Below are 16894 nucleotides of genomic sequence, written 5' to 3'. Positions count from 1 at the left end.
ACCGTGAGTCCAGATCCGCGGGTTCCACACCATCGGGGGTTTGCCACCATGCGCCGTCTCGCCGTGCTCGTGCTGCTGTCCGCGCTGGCAGCCGTCCCGGTCCTGGGCACGGCTGCCGCCGCGGCGGCCGGCGTGGCGAGCGGCCAGGGCCGGGTGGCCGTCGTCGGCGTCCCGGGCCTGCGGTGGAGCGACCTGTCCGAGCGCGGCACCCCCAACCTGTGGCGGCTCGTCGGGGAGAGCGCCGTCGCGTCGATGTCCACGCGGGCCGTGCCCCCGCCCGACCGTGGCGTCACGTGTCCCGTGCAGGGCTGGCTCACCGTCTCGGCCGGGCAGCGCGCCGGAGCTCCCGGCCGGGGATGCTCCCCGGCTCCGGCGCCGCGGGGCACCACGGTTCCCGGCTGGGCCGAGCTGGCCGCCCACCAGGACACCACGGGGTTCGACGCGCGCATCGGCACGCTGGGGCAGCTCGTCGCCGACGCCGGAGGGAAGGTCCTGGCGATCGGGCCCGGGGCGGCGCTGGGCGTGGCCGACTCGTCCGGGAAGGTCACCGCCTACGCGAGCTCCCCGGCGGACGTGGCCGACCTGCGGCAATACTCGCTCGTCGCCCTGGAGGCGGGAGATCTGGCGGAGGCGTGGCTCGCGCGGCCGCGCGACGAGCTCGGCTTCCCGCGCGACCTGCCCGCCGAGGAAAGGCGGGCCGCGGTCACGCGCGCCGACCAGCGAGTCGGGGCGCTGCTCGGCAAGCTGCCGCCGGACACCGCGGTCCTGGTGGCCGGGGTGTCGGACACCGGCGTGAACGCGCAGCTCCACGTCGCGATGGCGCGCGGCGGGCCGTACCGTCCCGGCTATCTGACGGCGACCTCCACCCGCCAGGACGGGCTCGTCACCATCACCGACCTGACGGCGACCGCGCTGGAGCTGCTCGGCCTGGAGCCGCCCGCCACGATCGTCGGCCGCGCTTGGGCCAATGGCGGCGGGGCGGCGGGCGTCGGCCAGACGGTGTCGGGCCTGGCGGACCAAAACCTGGCGAGCCAGGTGTTGCGTGACGTCCGGGGGCCGTTCTTCGCGGTGTTCGTGACGCTTCAGTTGCTGTTCTACGTGACGGCCGCGGCGATCTTCCGTCGCAGGTCCCGTGCCGTCGCCGGCTCCGAGCCGGCGGCTTCCACGCCGGCAGGCTCCGTGGGTGGGGCCGTGCCCGCGCAAGCCGCTGGAGACGAAACCGGGGCGCGGGAGATCCGGCCGGAGAGCGTCCCGGTGCGAGGGAGACGGGCACAGGCGGCACAAGACACGTGGACGCGAGGCGCGCGGACAGAGGTCACCGGGACCGGCAGGCCCCAGGCAGGAGGCGGCGGGCCGGAGGCCACCCCGGCAGCGGAGAACCCAGCTGCGGGCGCTGGAACGTCAGGCGGTGCCGGAACACCAGGCGGGGGAACGGCAGGCCGTGCGGAGGCCGGCGGGTCCGGTGCGGCGGTGTCCCGGGTGCTGGCGGCCGTGCAGGTCGTCGCGGTGGTCAGCGGCTCGATCGCGGTGGCCACCTTCCTGGCCCAGCTGGCGCCGTGGTGGAACCTCCCCGCCCCCATGATCGGCGTGATCGCCACCATCCTGGCGTTCGCCGGGCTGATCACGGCGATCGCCTTCGCGGGGCCGTGGCGCAGCCACGTGCTGGGCCCGCTCACCGTCGTCGCCGGTGTGACGTCACTCGCGCTGCTGATCGACGTGATGACCGGCTCCAGCCTCCAGGTGAACGCCGTCACGGGATACGAGCCGGTGACCGGCGGGCGGTTCTACGGCTTCAGCAACATCGCGTTCGCCGTCTACTCCACGGGGACCATCCTGGCTCTGGCCGGAGCGGCGCAATGGCTCCTGCGCCGGGGGGTGTCCCGCGTGCTCGTCGTCCTGGCCTGCGCGGCGTACGGGCTCCTGGCTGTCTTCGCGGACGGCTGGCCGGCCTGGGGCGCCGACTTCGGTGGCGTACCGCCCTTCGTGGTCGGGCTCGCCGTGTTCCTGATCCTGCTGTCCGGGCGCCGGGTCTCGATCGTCAAGCTGATCGTGGTGGGCCTGGCCGGGGCGCTGGTCATCGGTTCGCTGGCGTTCGCCGACTGGCTCCGCCCCGCGACGCAGCGCACGCACCTCGGCACGTTCGTCCAGCAGATCCTCGACGGCTCGGCGCTGACGGTGATCGGCCGCAAGTTCAGCGCCATGATCGGCGTCACGGTCGGGAACTGGTCGCTGACCCTGCTGTCCCTGGTGGCGCTGGCCTTCCTGTTCCTGGTCCTCGACCGGCCTTCCCGCTGGGGCGCCTCGGCTCTGGGCCAGGCCTACGCTCTGGCGCCACCGCTCCGGGCCGGCCTGTTCGGCGCGCTCACGTGTGCCTTGATCGGCTTCCTGGTCAACGACTCGGGCATCGCCATCCCGGCCATGGCGCTCACGGTCGCGGTCCCTCTGGCGCTGGCGGCCTCCGTACGCGCCCTGCAACTCGCCGCGCCTCCAGACGCACTGCCGTCCTCGCCGACGCGGCGGGCGACGCCGGAGCCGTAACCACGCGGCGACGACACCAGACGACACCCCGCGACGGCGCCCAAGCCTCGCCACGGTACCCAGGCATCCAGGCATCCAACGGCAGCTTGATCATCCGAAGTGCCCTGGGCAGCGCCGATGAGTTTCCGCGCCGCCGCCGGTCAGTACCGTCATGACAACCTTCGCTCTCATCCACGGCGGCGGCGGGAGTGCCTTCGACTGGCACCTGGTCGAAGCCGAACTCCGCAGCCGCGGGCACGACACGGTCGCGGTGAACCTGCCGATGTCCGACCCCCAGGCCGGGCTTTGGGACTACGCGGACGCCGTCGTCCAGGCGACCGGCGAGCGCCGGCCCCTCGTGGTGGTGGCCCACTCCTGGGGCGGATTCGTCGGCCCTCTCGTCTGCGCGCGTACCAGTGCCGCCGCGCTCGTCATGGTGACCGCCATGATCCCGAGTCCCGGTGAGACGCCGGAGGACTGGTGGGAACGCAGCGGATGGCAGTCGTCCGGCATCGAGGACGAATACGAGCTCTACCTTCACGACGTCCCGCGCGATCTGGCCGACCGGGTGATGGCCCACGACAGCGCGCTCGCCGAGAGCATGTCCATGGACCGCGCCTACTACGAACCGTGGCCGCTGGCCGGCTGGCCGGAGGTTCCCACGCGATACCTGCTCTGCAGCGACGACCGTTTCTTCACTCCCGAGTTCGTGCGCCGCCACGTGAAGGAGCGGCTCGGCGTCACCCCGGACGAGATGCCCGGCAGCCACATGGTGATGTTGTCGCGGCCGGGCGAGCTGGCCGACTATCTCGTGCGGGTTCTTCCCGCCGCCTCATGACCGGCGGAGACGCCCCACGCGACTCGGCAACCGCCCCAACGTCACCGTGAACCAGCCCCACGGGGCGGGGAACCACGCCTCCGGCGGTCGCCGCCCCCAGCACGCCACACCCACCACAACAGCAGGGCCGTCAACGCCAGCAAGGCCCAGGGCACCACGGCGATTCTCACGACGTTCCGCAGCCACTCCACCAGCTCCGACGGCGGCACCTCCACCCGCGCCGGCAGGTAGCCCAGCGAGAGGATCGCGATGTGCGCCGCGACGAACAGGTCCAGCTTGGAGGCGGCGACGATGGCGAGGAGCCCGAAGGCCAGGCCGTCGTACCAGGGCAGGATGTACGGCGTGGCGAACAGGTAGGCGATCGCCAGCACCGCCGCCACGGTCGGCGCATCCGCACCGGCCATGCCGTCGGCCGCCCGGCCCGGAGGCACCGGCCCTTCCACCGCTCCGCCGGGCGGCGACAACGCCGAGGCGGTCCGGGCGCCGGCCGGTTCGGAGCCGGTTCCCCTGGACCCTGGGGAAGGGGCCAATTCGTCGACGCCGGACACGACTGACGTCGGCCGGCTGGCCAGCCCCGGGGAACCGGAGGCCAGGAGGTCGGCGCGGCGCCGGAGCAGCCCCCACGCCAGGAGGATCATGACGGCGAGCGCGCACAGCTGGATCTGCGTGCGATAAGCCGTACCCTCCCCGAAAACCATCCAGAACCATCGCTGGACGAGCTTCCAGAGCGATGCGTGCGAGATGGCCTTGCCCGTCGTGCTGACCTGGCTGAAAGCGTCCAGGCCGGCGATCGCGTAGCCCACCCCGGCGACCGCCAGCGCGACACCGGACACCACGAGCAGCTTGCCGCGGTGCCTTCGCAGCTCCCACGCCGGGCCGAGGGCGACGATGCCGGCGTTCAGCTTGACGGCGACGCCCAGGCCCAGCAGGACGCCGCTCGTGACCAGACGCCCCCGGGCCAGCAGGGCGGCGACCACGCAGGCGATGGCCAGGGTGTCGGCGTGCATGCCGGCGACGAGGTGGTAGAGCAGCAGGGGGTTGGCGGTCCACAGGAGGGCGGCGCGGAGCCGGCGGTCGGGGTCGTGCCTGGTGAAGCGGTCGATGAGGAGGCCGGTGGCGATGAAGGCGGCCGCGTTGACGGCTGCGAGGACGAAGATCGTCAGGCGCAGGGAGTCGCCGCCGATCCACGCGGCCAACGCCTGGACGGCCGTGGCGACCGGGCCATAGACGCTGGGCTCCTCCCGCCACGGGTCCTCGACCGCGTCCGCGATGGGGTCACCGGGCAGGTCGGCGGCACCGTGGGTGTAGGGGCTCAGGCCGAGGGTGACCATGCGGCCGTAGGCGGCGTAGTTGAGGTGGTCCGCCGAGCCGATGGGGGGAAGGAAGGCGAGGATCCCGGCGGCGAGGGAACCGAGCACGGCGAGCCTTCCGGCCCTACGGTGACGCGCCGAGTGGGTGGATGCGGGGCTCGTGGCGGGCTTGGAGCCGTGTGGTGGCGCGGCACTGGAGGGCGTGGCGTGGAGGGCATACAGCGAGCCCAGGAGGCCGAGGCCGCCGAGGATGACGGCTGCGGCGGCCAGGGAGACGGCCAGGTGGGGGCTGGGGTGGAGGCCGAGGGAGTACGGCGGCTGCCAGGCGGGGCCGGGGAGGGCGGGGGCCATGGCGGAGGGGCCGAGGGCCGCGACGGCGATGGTGAGGAGGACGGAGGCGATCGAGGCGGCGGGGGCGACCGCGGCCACCGAGGCGGCCAGGGCCGACCGGCCTGCCGGCCGTGTCGCGCGTTCCCATCTCACCCGCAAATTCCAGCACATTCGGGAACTGGTGCCGCACGGTACGGCGGGGCGGGCCTACCGCCACTCGGGCTACCGGGGCGGTCGTTGCTGCAACACGTGCGGCGGGGGCGAGCCGCTGCTTCCTGAAGCGGGCGTATGGGACGTCGGTGCCGCGATCGGGAAAGAGGGAGCCGCCACGTGGGGAATGGTGCATCCGCAAACCCACGGTCTCGGCGTTTCGCCCGTCCCTAATTCGGCACATCGCATATCAGGCAAATCGCCCAACCCCAGGGGTTGCCATTTGCGCGTGGAGACGGGTGACCGGCGGACAGGCGCGGGAAGCTGCCATCTGGCGCTACGTCATGAGCACCGCGCCATCGGAGTCGCGCCCCTGGCAACGCCGCCACACAGCGCCAACACACGGCATCCGCACAACGCACCGGCACGCCTCGCCGTACCAAGGCCACCGACCATGCCCCGGCGAAGGCCCCTCAGTGCCGCAACCGCCGCAGATCCCGCAGAGCGGGCTCACGGGCCGCCAGCGCGAGCGCCACGTCCCGGAACTGCCGCGCCCGATGCACCTGCGCGCGCCAGTCCGTCCCCGTCGCCCGATGCGCCATGTCGACCTCGACCTCCACCACGCGGTACCCCTTGCGCAGCAGGTCGACGGTCAATCCCGTCTCGACGCCGAAGCCGTGCGCGAGCGGGCGGGCGGCCTCGAAGGCGGCACGGGTGATGCAGCGCTGGCCGTTCAGCGGCTGGGCCGCCTCGAAGCCGGTCAGCCGCCGGATGCCCTCGCGCGACAGGCGCACCACGAACCCGTGCCCGCCCAGCTTGACCCGGTTGGCGAACACGGCGATCGTCATGTCGGCCGCGCCCTCCCGCACCGGCTCGATCAGCGGGGCGGCGGCCGACGCCGTGGCGCCGAGGTCGGCGTCGAGGAACAGCAGGTGCCGGGGCACGTCGCCGTCGAGCAGGCGTACGGCTTCCGCCCCGCTCTCCATGGCGGCCGCCTTGCCGCGGTTGCGGCTGTGCCGTACCACACGGGCTCCGGCGGCACGCGCCACGCGGCCGGTCTGGTCGGTGGAGCCGTCGTCGACGACCACGACCAGGTCGACGCCGGGCAGCTCCAGCGCGGCCGTCACGGTGGCGGCGATGCGCTCGGCCTCGTTCCTGGCCGGGATGACGACCGCGGTGTCAGCAGTCACGCAACACCCTCACGAGCCCTCGGCGATCAGGAGCTCCTCGGGCACCGCGTCGTGCACGGTGAACACCGAGTCGAGCCCGGTGACCTGCAGGATCTTGCGTACGGCCGGGCGGGGCGAGGCGACCTCGAGGGCGCCGCCCTGCTCCTTGGTGCGCTTGAGCGCCGACAGCAGCACGTTCATGCCCGTGGAGTCGCAGAACTCCACGCCGGACATGTCGATGACCACGCGGCGGGGCCCTTCCTGGAGCAGCCGGGTGAACTCCGCCTGCAGCCTCGGGGCCGTATAGAGGTCGATTTCACCGACGATCGCCACCAGGGCGTGGCCGGCATGTGATCGAGTCGAGACCTTCAGCTCCACAGAGGGCAGGCTATCCGCACGAAGGCCTCCGGTCACGCTTGTCACGCCAATCCGAGGTGATCAGCTTTTTGTGCCCCGTTTGGGCTCCGCGAAAACGCTGAGTACGCGAAGCTTAACAGTGTGACACCGGCGCGGCCGGAAGGGGGGGAAGGCCCGGTTACCTCCGAGTCCGGTCCACCACGTTCACGTGCGAATCACGACCCTGACGTACGAAGGGGGACACGGGTGGCCAGACCGATCGGGCCCGAGCATCGCATGACCAACGAGCTGTCCGACGATCCGCAACGACACCGGCTCCGGGAGATCCTCGAGGACCTGCTCCTGCGCACGGAGAAGGCGCGGTCCTGGGAGGAGCAGGCGACGCGCCTGCGGGGGCTGGTGAACCACGAGGGGTTCGTGCCGGTCCGCGCCCGGCTGGCGAGGGAGGACCTGGACTTCCTGGCCGGGGCGCGCGACACCCTGCTCATGTTCGTGGAGCTGGGGCTGCGCCTGCTGGACCTGCACCAGCCGCGCGACGCGGGCGGGATCACCAGCGACGCCGCGCATCCGATCCTGCGGTGCCGCAGCTGCATGTGGCGCTGGCCCTGTCCGACATTCCGGGCGATGTCAGAGGCTTTCCATGCAAGTCTGACACTCCCGGCCGACGCGAGCCCGGCCCAGCCCGCCGACGCGAGCCCGGCCCAGCTCACCGAACCGCCTCCCGGCACACCGCCGGAGCTGGACCCGCAGCACGAGCTCAACCCCTGAGCGGCAACCGGATGTCGAACCGGCATCCCGGCCCGTCGTTCACCACTCCGATCGCGCCCTGATGGGCCTCCACGATCCCCTGCGCGATCGCCAGCCCGAGCCCCGCGCCCCCGTCCTTGCCGGGGGTGCGGGCCGACTCGCCACGGAAGGCGACGTCGAAGACGCGCTCCAGATCCTTCTCCGGGATGCCCCCGCAGGCGTCCCGGACCGACACGCACACCGCGTCCTCGTCCTGGAACGCCCGCAGCTCCACGACCCCGTCGGAGGGGGTGTACCGGATCGCGTTGACGACGAGGTTGCCCAGCGCCCGCCCCAGGGCCCCGGCGTCCGCCTCGATGGGGATCGGCTCGGCCGACACCGCCAGCCGTACTCCCTTGGCCCTGGCCAGCGGCTCGGTCTGGTCGATGGTGTCGGCCACCAGGTCGGCCAGCCCGACCCGGGCGCGCGACAGCTTCAGCGTCCCCGCGTGGATGCGCGACAGCTCGAACAGGTCGTCCACCATCGCCGACAGCCGTTCGACCTCGACCCGGATCTGCGCGTGGTAGCGGCTCACGGTCGCCGGATCGGTCACCACGCCGTCCTCCAGCGCCTCGACCATGGCGCGCATGCCGGCCAGGGGGGTGCGCAGGTCGTGGCTCACCCACGCGACCAGCTCGCGCCGCGCGCCCTCCAGGGAGCGTTCCCGCGCGTACGACTCCTCCAGGGCGTCGGCGATGACCTGCAGCTCGGCCGGGAGCCCCTGGGGCGCGACGTAGTCGCTGGCCCGTACGGCCTGCGCCAGCCTCCCGCTCTCGGCCACGACGCGCCGGGCGAGCATCGCCGCCACCGCGAGCCCGACCAGCCCGCCGACGGCGACGACGCCGAGCACGGTGTCGCGTGCCGAGCCCTCGATGGCCATCTTGAAGATCCCGGCGACCACGCCCGCCAGGGTCGCGAGCACCGCGACGACCACGACGAGCACCACCATGGCCCGCAGGGTCCGCAGCCGGGACAGCACGGCCACGCCCGCCAGGGCCACCAGGCCGCCCAGCCCGGCGGTGATCGTGATGATCTCCAGGACGGTCATGACAGCGGCTCGTACCGGTAGCCGACCCCCCAGACCGTGACGATGCGGCGGGGCGCGGTGGGGTCGGGCTCGATCTTCTCCCGCAGCCGGCGCACGTGGACGGTCACGGTCGAGGTGTCGCCGAAGGACCACCCCCACACCTGGTTCAGCAGGGCGGCCCGGCTGAACGCCTGGCGCGGGTTGCGCATGAGGTAGGCCAGCAGGTCGAACTCCCTCGTGGTGAGCATGACCTCCCTGCCGCCGAGCCGTACCTCGTGGGCGCCGACGTCCACCACGAGGTCCCCGTCGCGCAGCACCCCGGTGCCGCCCGTGACGGTGGCCCCGCGGGCGCGGCGCAGCACGGACTGCACGCGCAGGGCCAGCTCCCGGGGGCTGAACGGCTTGGTGACGTAGTCGTCGGCGCCGGTCTCCAGGCCCACGACGCGGTCGATCTCCTCGCCCAGCGCGGTCAGCATGATCACCGGAACCGGCCAGCGCTCCCGCAGCTTCCTGCACACCTGCAGCCCGTCGACCTTGGGCAGCATGAGGTCGAGCACCATCAGGTCGGGCGGCTGGGCCAGCGCCCTGCGCAGCGCCTCGGCGCCGTCGCCCACGCACTCCACCTGGTGCCCGTCGCGCTCGAGGTACCGGGCCACGACCTCGGCGACGGTGGGGTCGTCCTCGACGACCAGGATGCGGGTGCTCACCTGTCAACGGTACGGCGGGGGGCCGGAATGCGGCAGCATCGTCACGGGTCCGTAAGATCCATCGCGGTTCGGGCGCGGAAGACGTACGGTGGGCGCATGGGTCGAATCATCATGCTCGTGGCGGGCACTCTGCTCGGCCTCTTCGTGCTGTTCAACTTCATCCTCCCCATGGTGGTGGGGCTGGTGAAGGTGGCACTGATCATCGGCGTCATCGGCGTCGTGGTTTTCCTGGTCGTCCGGCTGGTCAGCGGTTCCTCGTCGTCCTACCGGTGACGTTCCTGTTCGCGCTGGCCCTCCTGCACGACCCGGCCGGCCTGATCGTCGTCGCGAGCCTGCTGCTGGCCTTCTGGGCGAGCGGCAGGCTGCCCACCGTGCGCGAGCCCGGCGTGCCCGCGTTTGTGCGGATGTACGGCAGGCGCACCGCGTTCCTGCGGCAGCGCGATCCCGACGCCGCGGGCAGGCCGCGGCCGCGAGCGCCATCCCTTCGCCCCGTCTTCACGTAGGCGGGGCTCGTGTCGAGCCCTGAAGGACACCGTTCCCGAAGAAGGGCTCATGATCGATACTTTCGTGGCGTTCATCACCGGGCTGACGCACCCGGCTCTCGCGATCGTCCTGTTCACGCTCGCCGTACGGTCGCTCCTCCTCCCGCTCGGCATCCGCCAGGCGCGCGGCGTCAAGCTCAGAGAACGGCTGGCGCCCAGGCTCAAGCAGCTCCAAAAGCGCTACGCCAGGAACCCCGAGCGGCTGCGGAAGGAGGTCATGGCGCTGTACGCCAAGGAGGGCAGCTCGCCGTTCGCCGGGATCCTCCCGGGTCTGGCGCAGCTGCCGTTCCTGTGGCTGATGTACCGGGTGGCCACCCATCCGACCGCGCTGGTGGGTCACGACCTGTTCGGCGCGCCGCTGGGGCAGAACGTCGCCGCCGTGGTCGCCAATTTCGGTCTGATTAGCTGGCCATTTATGGTCTTCGCGGTGTTGGTCGCCGCGATCCTGGTCGTGGCCTGGCTGACCTCGCGGAAAGTGAAGGAGAGGCTACCTGAAGACCAGCCCGAAATGATGCGGAGGATCCTGCCGCTGATGGCGTACGGCTCGGCCGCCGCGGCGCTGTTCCTGCCGCTGGCCGCCGGGCTCTACCTGCTGGTGTCCACGGCGTGGACCTACACGGAGCGGCTCGTCCTCTACTAACCGGCCTCTTGCAGGAGTTTCTCCTGCGGAGCCGGCAGCACGGCCCAGACGGTGGTGGTGTCGCCCTCGTGGCGCACACCCCACCGTTCGGCGACGTAGTCGACGATCCCCAGCCCCCGGCCGCCCAGCGACGACAGGGTGGGACGGCCGGCGCGCGGCTCGGTGGCCGACCCCCCGTCACTCACAGCGACCTCCACCCGGTCGTCGCTGCACATCCAGGCCACCCTGATCATGCCCGACGGCAGCGGGTGGGCGTGGCGCAGCGCGTTGCTCAGCAACTCGCTCACCACCAGCACCGCATCGTCGACGGCGTCGGGGTAGACCCCGCTTTCCCGCAGGTCAGTGCTGAGGCGCTGGCGTGCGACGGCGACGCTCGACGGTGCGTACGGCAGGAGCACCACGCTCGACACACCCACCTCCCCGCTCCCTGGTCCCCCCGAGGGAACACACCCCGGTACGACCGAAATGCCCCGTTAATCGGTCCCAGAAACCGGGCTCCGATCACAGCTTGCCCACATTGGACGATAGATCAGCAGATCCGTGACCGCCTCGTTACCGCCTGGGTGTGTCGCGTCCGATAAATGATGCCGGTTCGGCAGGTAAGGCTAGCCGCATCCGCGTCCCGCCACCAGGCCTGGGGTGGGCCGTCACGTCGCCGCCCTGCGCCCGGGCCAGGCTCCGCACGATGTACAGGCCCAGCCCGACGCCGCCGAACCGCCTGCGGTCGCCGCTGTCGGCCTGCACGAACCGCTCGAAGATCCGCTCCCGGTCCGCGGGCCGGATACCCACGCCGTCGTCGTCGACGACCACCACCACGGCCTGGTCCTCCCGCCAGGCCGCCACGGAGATGAGGCCGCCGCTCGGCGAGTACTTGAAGGCGTTCTCCAGCAGCTGGCCGAGGATGATGTCGGTGGCCAGCGCGTCGCCCATGGCCCTGGGCAGATCGGGCGGGACGTGCACCTCGACGCGGTGCTTGTCCGACAGCGTGGGCAGGCCCAGCGTGGCGGCGTGGATCCGCTCCCCCACGTCGAAGGCCTCGATGCGGACCGACAGCTCCTCCGCGCCCGCCCTGGCGCCCAGCAGCAGGTGGTCCATCAGCCGGCCGAGGGAGCGGGCCCGCTCGGCGATGGTGTGGACGGCCGCCCTGCGCTCGGCGTCGGTCAGCTTGTCCCAGCGGGAGTCCAGCGTGCTGGCGAAGCCGCGCACGATCGTGATCGGCGTGCGCAGCTCGTGGCTGGTGGTGGCCAGGAACAGGTCCTTGGCCTCCTCCAGCTCCTTGGCCGCGGTCACGTCGCGGAAGTCGACCACGACCTCGCCGGTCTCGGAGATCTCCGCGGCCACGATGTCCAGCCAGCGCCCGGACTCCAGCTGCACCGTCCGCTTGCTGCCCGGCTCCGGCAGCGGGAACGGCGGCGGCCCGCCCAGCACGGCCTCGGCCGAGAACCCGGTCAGCTCGCCGGCCGCCGGGTTCCACTGGATCACCGAGCCGTGCCGGTCGAGGACCGCGATGCCGTCGGCGCTGGCGTCGAACACCGCGCGCTCGTGGGCGCGCTGCCGTACCGCGTCCTGGTAGGCGACCGCGTTGCCCACCGCGATGCTCGCGTGCCCGGCCAGCAGCTCCAGCAGCTCCAGCTCGATGTGGCCGGGCTTGCCGTTGGCGAACAGGGCATACAGGGCGCCGTACGGCCGGCCGCCCACGGCGGCCAGGCCCAGCGCGATGGTGTGCAGGCCGGGCAGCTCGGCCCAGATCAGGTCGTCGAGCTCGCGCGTCTCCAGCAAAACCGTCTTGCCGGTGCGCAGCAGCTTGCCCACCAGGCTGGCCCCCAGGTCGGCGGTGGCGCCCTTGAGCCGTTCCGGCAGCCGGTGGGAGGACACCAGGCGCACCCGCTCATCCTCGATGAGCACGAAGCCGCCCGCGTCGGCGCCGGTCAGCTCGGTCAGGCTGGCCGCGATCCGGTCCAGCACCGCCGACAGCTCCAGCGCCGCGTTGATGTCGGCGACCACGTCGGTGAGCTTGCGCACGAGGTGGGCGCGGCGCGCGCCGCGGTTCCGCGCGGCGATGTCGTCCTTGACGCTGTGGTGCACGCACACGTACCCGGCCACCGAGGAGCCCTGCCACAGGGCGCTGGTGTCGACGCGCAGGTCGAGCAGCGTGCCGTCCCGGCGGAAGCGCTTGGTGCGTAAGCTGACCTGGCCGCCGGTGCGGACCCGCTCCAGCACCGCGTGGTGCTCGGCCGTCAGCTCGGCGGGCACGATCGGGGCCCGGCGCCCGAGCATCTCCTCGGCCGTCCAGCCGAACAGCTTCTCCGCCGCGGCGTTCCACACCAGCACGGTCTGGTCGCGGTCCAGCGCGACCACGGCGTTGGGCGCGCTGGCCAGCACGGCGTGCACCAAGCCGTCGTCGGCCGGCGCCACGCCGTTGTCCCAGTCGCCACTCACATTCCCCATAGTGCCGACGACGGAGCGGCCGCGCAGGCCGATCCGTCCGATACGCTGCGTTCACCATGTCTTCAGCCGACCTCGATGCCCTGCTGCGGGTGACCTCGCCCACCTACCGGGGCGAGTCACCGCCCGACGTCGCGTTCGGCGCCTACGACGGCGCCGTGGGCCGGCTGGTCCTCGCCGTCACCGGGCGGGGCGTGGCGGCCTGCAGCTACGAGGACGAGCACGTCGTCTTCGAGCGGGTCAGCCGCGTGATCGGCGCCTCGATCGGGTCCGACCCCGGCCGGCTCGATCCGGTGCGCCGGGAGCTCGACGCCTACTTCTCCGGCCGGTTGCGCGCCTTCACCGTGCAGGCCGACCTCCAGCTGGCCACGCCGTTCGCGCGGACCGTGCTGAAGATGGTCGCGGCGGTGCCGTACGGCGCGACCACCACCCGCGCCGAGCTGGCCGCGCGCATCGGCCGGCCGCAGGCGCTGCGCGCGGTGAGCAACGCGCTGGCCACCAACCCGGTGTGCGTCATCGTGCCCTGCCACCGGGTGAGCGACGAAGGCGGCTACGCCGGAGGCGCGGCCGCCAAGGAACGCCTGCTCAGGCTCGAACACTGACCCGGCGCGGCCGCACGGCGCCGACCGCCAGCGTCACCAGGCCGGACACCAGGAACGCGCCGAGCGCCGCGCTCATCCACGGCTGCGGGGTGAACCCGATCGCCTCGCGCACGCCGTTCCAGATGGCGGCCCACCAGGCCACCTGCGACGGCGCGGCCAGCAGCCACCAGGTCGCGAAGCCGAGCACCCACGGGACGGTCATCAGCAGCCGCGAGGGGGCGTCCTGCGCGGTGTTCCAGCCGTGGCGCCCGCCGAGCAGGAAGTAGTCGACCACCAGGACGCCGAACATCGGCACGAAGACCGCGCCGATGATGCTGAGGAACGCGCTGTAGGAGTTCACGTCCACCACCAGCGCCACGCCGACGGTCAGGACGCCGATCGCCACCGAGAAGATCCGCCTGTCGACGCGCGGCATGAGGTTCTGCAGGGACATCGTGGTCGAGTAGACGTTGGCGAAGGACTGGTCGGTCTCGCGCAGTACGAGGATGCCGAAGAACAGCACGCCGAGCGGCGCGGCCACGAACGGCGCGAACACCGCCGTCGGGTCGCCGGCCACGGCCTGGTGCCCGGCGATGGCGACCGCGTACACGCCGATCCCCAGGCAGGCCACCTGGGCGAGCGTGTAACCGATCACCGCGCCACTGAAGGCCGCGCCGCTGGAGCGGGAGTGCCGGGCGAAGTCGGCCGCCAGCGGCACCCACGACACCGACAGGGCGATCACGAAGTCCACGGCCGGGACGAACGCCTCCCACGAGCCGGTCACGGGCGGGGCCTGGCGGACGAACACGACCGCGAACCAGATCGTGGCGACGATCACGCCGGCGGTCACGATGCGGCGGATCAGCCGGATCGCGCCGAGCGGGTAGATCGTCAGGCCCACGGTCAGCGCGCCCGCCACCAGGACCCAGACGGGGTACGGCACCGCCGTACCGAAGATCGCCTGCGCCCCCTTGGCGATCACCCACAGCTCGAAGGCGCCCCAGCCGAGCATCTGGACGATGTTGAGCACGGTCGGGACGTAGGACAGCCTCGCCCCGAACAGGCCGCGCAGCAGCACCATCGCCGGGCTGCCCGTCTGCGCGCCCGGCACGGCGGCCAGGCCGACCATCGCGGTGCCGATGAGGCTGCCGACCACGGTGGCCACGATCGCGGCGGGCACCGACAGCGGCCTGCCGCTGCCCAGGGGGTCGATGAGGAACAGCGCGAACGCGAAGCCCAGCAGGCTGACCCCGAGGTTGGCCCAGAAGGCGCCCTGGTCGAGGACGCCCAGGACCTTGGGCGGCTCCTCCTCGAGGGTCAGCGGTACTTCGGCACGCTTCGGATCGGCGACATGCGTCATCACACGCTCCCTACGCCGGCATTACCCGGACAGGTTCATGCGGTCGGCGACAGCCGTAGTCGCCCTCTCAGCCTGGTTGCCCCAAGCTCCCGCGGGGTTGCGAAATTCGACCGAATTATGCCATCGGCGGGGTTTCTAGGCTACAAAGGGGGGCTGGCCCGTCTCGCTGACCATCGGGCGGTCGGCGGCGGCCCACTCCTGCATGCCGCCCTCGACGTTGACGGCGTGGCGGCCGATGTGGTTCAGCCACGCGGCGGCGTTGTAGGACCTGCCGCCCACGCGGCACACGACGTAGACGGTCCGGTCGGCGGGCAGCTCGCCGACGCGGGCCTGCAGCTGGCCGAGGGGGATGTGCACCGCGTCGGGCGCGTGCCCGGCCAGCCACTCGCCCGGCTCTCGCACGTCGAGCAGGTAGGCGTCTTCCGGCACGTCTCGGGCGGGGATCTCGGGAACCGTCATGGTGTCCATTGTCGCCGGTCCCGGGCGATGCTCGCCTCCTGCGCCGCCTCCCAGGAGGTGTCACTTGAGCAGGCGCGACAGCCGCCGGTCGGCCAGGGGCTTGCCCCCGGTCTGGCACGTCGGGCAGTACTGCAGCGCGGAGTCGGCGAAGGAAACCTCCCGGACGGTGTCGCCGCACACGTCGCACGGCTGCCCGGTCCTGTTGTGGACGCGCAGCCCCGACTTCTTCTCCGCCTTGAGGTCCTTGGCCGCGATCCCGCGGGCCCGCTCCACCGCCTCCCGCAGCGTGTGGACGATCGCCTCGTGCAGGTCGGCCACCTGGGCGTCGGTCAGCGTTCCGGCGATCTTGAAGGGCGACATCCTGGCCGCGTGGAGCACCTCGTCGGAGTAGGCGTTGCCGATGCCCGCGATCACCTTCTGGTCCCTGAGCAGGCCCTTGATCTGCGTACGGCTCCCGCGGAGGATCTCCGCGAGCCTGTCCGCGGTGAAGGACGGGTCCAGCGGGTCGGGCCCCAGGGAGGCGACGCCGGGCACCTCCTTCGGATCCCGCACGACGTAGACGGCCAGCCGCTTCTGCGTGCCCGCCTCGGTGAGCTCGAAGCCCGGCGCCATGCCCAGCTCGTTCGGCGACAGCCGTACCCGGACGGCCAGGGGACCCTTGCCGGGACGGACCGGTTTGGCGCCCGAGAGGTCCTCGCGCCAGCGCAGCCAGCCCGCGCGGGCCAGGTGGATCACCAGGTGCAGCCCGTCGCAGTCGAGGTCGAGGAACTTGCCGTGCCGCGCGACCCCGGTGACGGTCAGCCCGCCCAGCGCGGCGACGGGCGGGTCGAAGGTCTTCAGCGCCTGCACGGCGACCACGTCGACGCCGAGGATCGTGTGGCCGACGGCGCGGTCGCGCAGGAAGTCGGCGAGCGACTCGACTTCGGGAAGCTCCGGCATGGCTCCAGACTAGGGTCCTGCCCTGTGGAACACTACGAGCATGAGCGTGACGATCGCGGAGGAACTGCTCCTTCTCGCCCATAGCGAGGACGAAGGCAGGCAGCTCATCGACTCCACGTCCCTGGACGCGGCGCTGAGCGGGGCGATCCTGGCCGAGCTGGCCCTGGGCGGCCGCGTCGACCTCGAAGGGAAGAAGGTCGCGGTCCGGGACGCCACTCCCCTGGGCGACGAGGAGCTGGACGCGGCGCTGGCGCGCATCGCCGAGGACGGCAAGGAGCGCAAGCCCGACTGGTGGATCCACAAGTTCCACTCCGCCAAGTTGCGCAAGCGCCTGCTCACCAGGCTCGCCGACCGCGGCGCGCTGAGCGAGCGCAAGGGCAAGGTGCTCGGCGTCTTCCCCACGACGCGCTGGCCGGAGGCGGACGGCCGCATCGAGGCGGGCGTGCGCGAGCGGGTGGCCTCGGCGCTGGCCGGCGCCGACCCGGACGCGCGTACGGCGGTGCTCGTCGCGATCATGCATGCGTGCAAGCTGGACCGCAAGGCGTTCCCCGGCGCCGACAAGGACCGGATCAAGCAGATCGCCGAGGGCCGGTGGGCCGGGGACGCGGTCGCCAAGACCATCGCCGCCATCAACGCGGCGGTGATGGCAGGCGCCGTGGCGGCCATCGCCGCCGCCACCGCGTCAGGCTGAGGGCCCCGGGGCGGCGGGCGGTTCCGTCAGCCGCCCGACAGCAGTC

General features: G+C 72.3%; 18 protein-coding genes and 1 riboswitch. Of the genes, 8 read left to right on the top strand and 10 right to left on the bottom strand.

Translation table 11 applies throughout. The features are described 5' to 3' along the window. The first annotated feature begins 48 nt into the window (after positions 1 to 48). Both BSB02_RS41585 and BSB02_RS25650 read left to right on the top strand, forming a co-directional pair. Positions 49 to 2538 (top strand): alkaline phosphatase family protein, encoded by a 2490-nt coding sequence (locus BSB02_RS41585; protein ID WP_206184882.1) that lies wholly within the window; start codon positions 49 to 51, stop codon positions 2536 to 2538. Positions 2539 to 2689: 151 nt separating this feature from the next. Further along, on the top strand, positions 2690 to 3355 hold the full coding sequence (locus tag BSB02_RS25650; RefSeq protein WP_084962717.1) for an alpha/beta fold hydrolase: 666 nt from the start codon (positions 2690 to 2692) through the stop codon (positions 3353 to 3355). Positions 3356 to 3396: 41 nt separating this feature from the next. Here the strand turns inward: BSB02_RS25650 and mptB are convergent, their stop codons facing one another. The 3 genes from mptB to BSB02_RS25635 form a co-directional block, all read right to left on the bottom strand. After that, positions 3397 to 5148: a polyprenol phosphomannose-dependent alpha 1,6 mannosyltransferase MptB gene (gene mptB / locus BSB02_RS25645; protein WP_084962715.1), complete on the bottom strand. Its 1752-nt coding sequence runs from the start codon at positions 5146 to 5148 to the stop codon at positions 3397 to 3399. Between the two features lie 470 nt (positions 5149 to 5618). Beyond that, positions 5619 to 6335: a glycosyltransferase family 2 protein gene (locus BSB02_RS25640; RefSeq protein ID WP_084962713.1), complete on the bottom strand. Its 717-nt coding sequence runs from the start codon at positions 6333 to 6335 to the stop codon at positions 5619 to 5621. Positions 6336 to 6344: 9 nt separating this feature from the next. After that, positions 6345 to 6692: an STAS domain-containing protein gene (locus BSB02_RS25635; RefSeq protein ID WP_084962711.1), complete on the bottom strand. Its 348-nt coding sequence runs from the start codon at positions 6690 to 6692 to the stop codon at positions 6345 to 6347. Positions 6693 to 6917: 225 nt separating this feature from the next. Between BSB02_RS25635 and BSB02_RS25630 the strand changes: the two genes are divergently transcribed. Continuing rightward, the gene (locus BSB02_RS25630) at positions 6918 to 7439 is read left to right on the top strand and encodes a hypothetical protein (RefSeq protein ID WP_240506653.1); all 522 of its coding nucleotides are present in this window, start codon (positions 6918 to 6920) and stop codon (positions 7437 to 7439) included. Here BSB02_RS25630 and BSB02_RS25625 read toward each other — a convergent pair. Both BSB02_RS25625 and BSB02_RS25620 read right to left on the bottom strand, forming a co-directional pair. Continuing rightward, complete coding sequence (locus BSB02_RS25625; protein ID WP_084962709.1) at positions 7429 to 8505, bottom strand: sensor histidine kinase; 1077 nt, start codon at positions 8503 to 8505, stop codon at positions 7429 to 7431. The genes BSB02_RS25630 and BSB02_RS25625 overlap by 11 nt on opposite strands. Continuing rightward, the gene (locus tag BSB02_RS25620) at positions 8502 to 9191 is read right to left on the bottom strand and encodes a response regulator transcription factor (RefSeq protein WP_084962707.1); all 690 of its coding nucleotides are present in this window, start codon (positions 9189 to 9191) and stop codon (positions 8502 to 8504) included. Before BSB02_RS25620 ends, BSB02_RS25625 begins: the two co-directional genes overlap by 4 nt. Positions 9192 to 9287: 96 nt before the next feature. On the opposite strand from BSB02_RS25620, the gene BSB02_RS40715 reads away from it, so the two are divergent. Genes BSB02_RS40715 through BSB02_RS25610 form a run of 3 tightly spaced genes read left to right on the top strand, consistent with a single transcriptional unit; the run spans position 9288 to position 10373 of the window. Beyond that, entirely contained in the window at positions 9288 to 9464 is a 177-nt protein-coding gene (locus tag BSB02_RS40715; RefSeq protein WP_158088720.1) for a hypothetical protein, read from the top strand. Beyond that, positions 9461 to 9694 (top strand): DUF6412 domain-containing protein, encoded by a 234-nt coding sequence (locus tag BSB02_RS25615; protein ID WP_084962705.1) that lies wholly within the window; start codon positions 9461 to 9463, stop codon positions 9692 to 9694. Before BSB02_RS40715 ends, BSB02_RS25615 begins: the two co-directional genes overlap by 4 nt. A gap of 49 nt (positions 9695 to 9743) precedes the next feature. Beyond that, positions 9744 to 10373 (top strand): YidC/Oxa1 family membrane protein insertase, encoded by a 630-nt coding sequence (locus BSB02_RS25610; RefSeq protein WP_084962703.1) that lies wholly within the window; start codon positions 9744 to 9746, stop codon positions 10371 to 10373. Here the strand turns inward: BSB02_RS25610 and BSB02_RS25605 are convergent. Both BSB02_RS25605 and BSB02_RS25600 read right to left on the bottom strand, forming a co-directional pair. Then, entirely contained in the window at positions 10370 to 10789 is a 420-nt protein-coding gene (locus BSB02_RS25605; protein WP_084962701.1) for an ATP-binding protein, read from the bottom strand. The two genes, BSB02_RS25610 and BSB02_RS25605, sit on opposite strands and share 4 nt — an antisense overlap. Before the next feature lie 136 nt (positions 10790 to 10925). After that, positions 10926 to 12821 carry a sensor histidine kinase gene (locus BSB02_RS25600; RefSeq protein WP_084962699.1) on the bottom strand — a complete coding sequence of 632 codons (1896 nt, stop codon included), beginning with the start codon at positions 12819 to 12821 and terminating at the stop codon, positions 10926 to 10928. A gap of 56 nt (positions 12822 to 12877) precedes the next feature. On the opposite strand from BSB02_RS25600, the gene BSB02_RS25595 reads away from it, so the two are divergent. Next, a complete protein-coding gene (locus BSB02_RS25595; RefSeq protein WP_084962697.1) occupies positions 12878 to 13420 on the top strand; it encodes a methylated-DNA--[protein]-cysteine S-methyltransferase in 543 nt (180 codons plus the stop codon). Here the strand turns inward: BSB02_RS25595 and BSB02_RS25590 are convergent. From BSB02_RS25590 to BSB02_RS25580, 3 genes are all read right to left on the bottom strand, one after another. Next, positions 13404 to 14759 carry a purine-cytosine permease family protein gene (locus BSB02_RS25590; RefSeq protein ID WP_084962695.1) on the bottom strand — a complete coding sequence of 452 codons (1356 nt, stop codon included), beginning with the start codon at positions 14757 to 14759 and terminating at the stop codon, positions 13404 to 13406. The two genes, BSB02_RS25595 and BSB02_RS25590, sit on opposite strands and share 17 nt — an antisense overlap. After that, positions 14749 to 14862: riboswitch (TPP riboswitch) on the bottom strand. It overlaps the preceding gene by 11 nt. 32 nt (positions 14863 to 14894) lie before the next feature. Beyond that, positions 14895 to 15227: a rhodanese-like domain-containing protein gene (locus BSB02_RS25585; RefSeq protein ID WP_084962693.1), complete on the bottom strand. Its 333-nt coding sequence runs from the start codon at positions 15225 to 15227 to the stop codon at positions 14895 to 14897. A 51-nt stretch (positions 15228 to 15278) separates the two neighbouring features. Beyond that, the gene (locus BSB02_RS25580; protein ID WP_084962691.1) at positions 15279 to 16157 is read right to left on the bottom strand and encodes an Fpg/Nei family DNA glycosylase; all 879 of its coding nucleotides are present in this window, start codon (positions 16155 to 16157) and stop codon (positions 15279 to 15281) included. Between the two features lie 40 nt (positions 16158 to 16197). On the opposite strand from BSB02_RS25580, the gene BSB02_RS25575 reads away from it, so the two are divergent. Continuing rightward, positions 16198 to 16848 (top strand): GOLPH3/VPS74 family protein, encoded by a 651-nt coding sequence (locus BSB02_RS25575; protein WP_084962689.1) that lies wholly within the window; start codon positions 16198 to 16200, stop codon positions 16846 to 16848. Positions 16849 to 16894: the final 46 nt, after the last annotated feature.

The organism is Thermoactinospora rubra, assembly GCF_002093975.1.
In the GTDB taxonomy this organism is placed as follows: Bacteria; Actinomycetota; Actinomycetes; order Streptosporangiales; family Streptosporangiaceae; genus Nonomuraea; species Nonomuraea rubra_A.
This window is presented reverse-complemented; position numbering and strand designations above follow the sequence as displayed.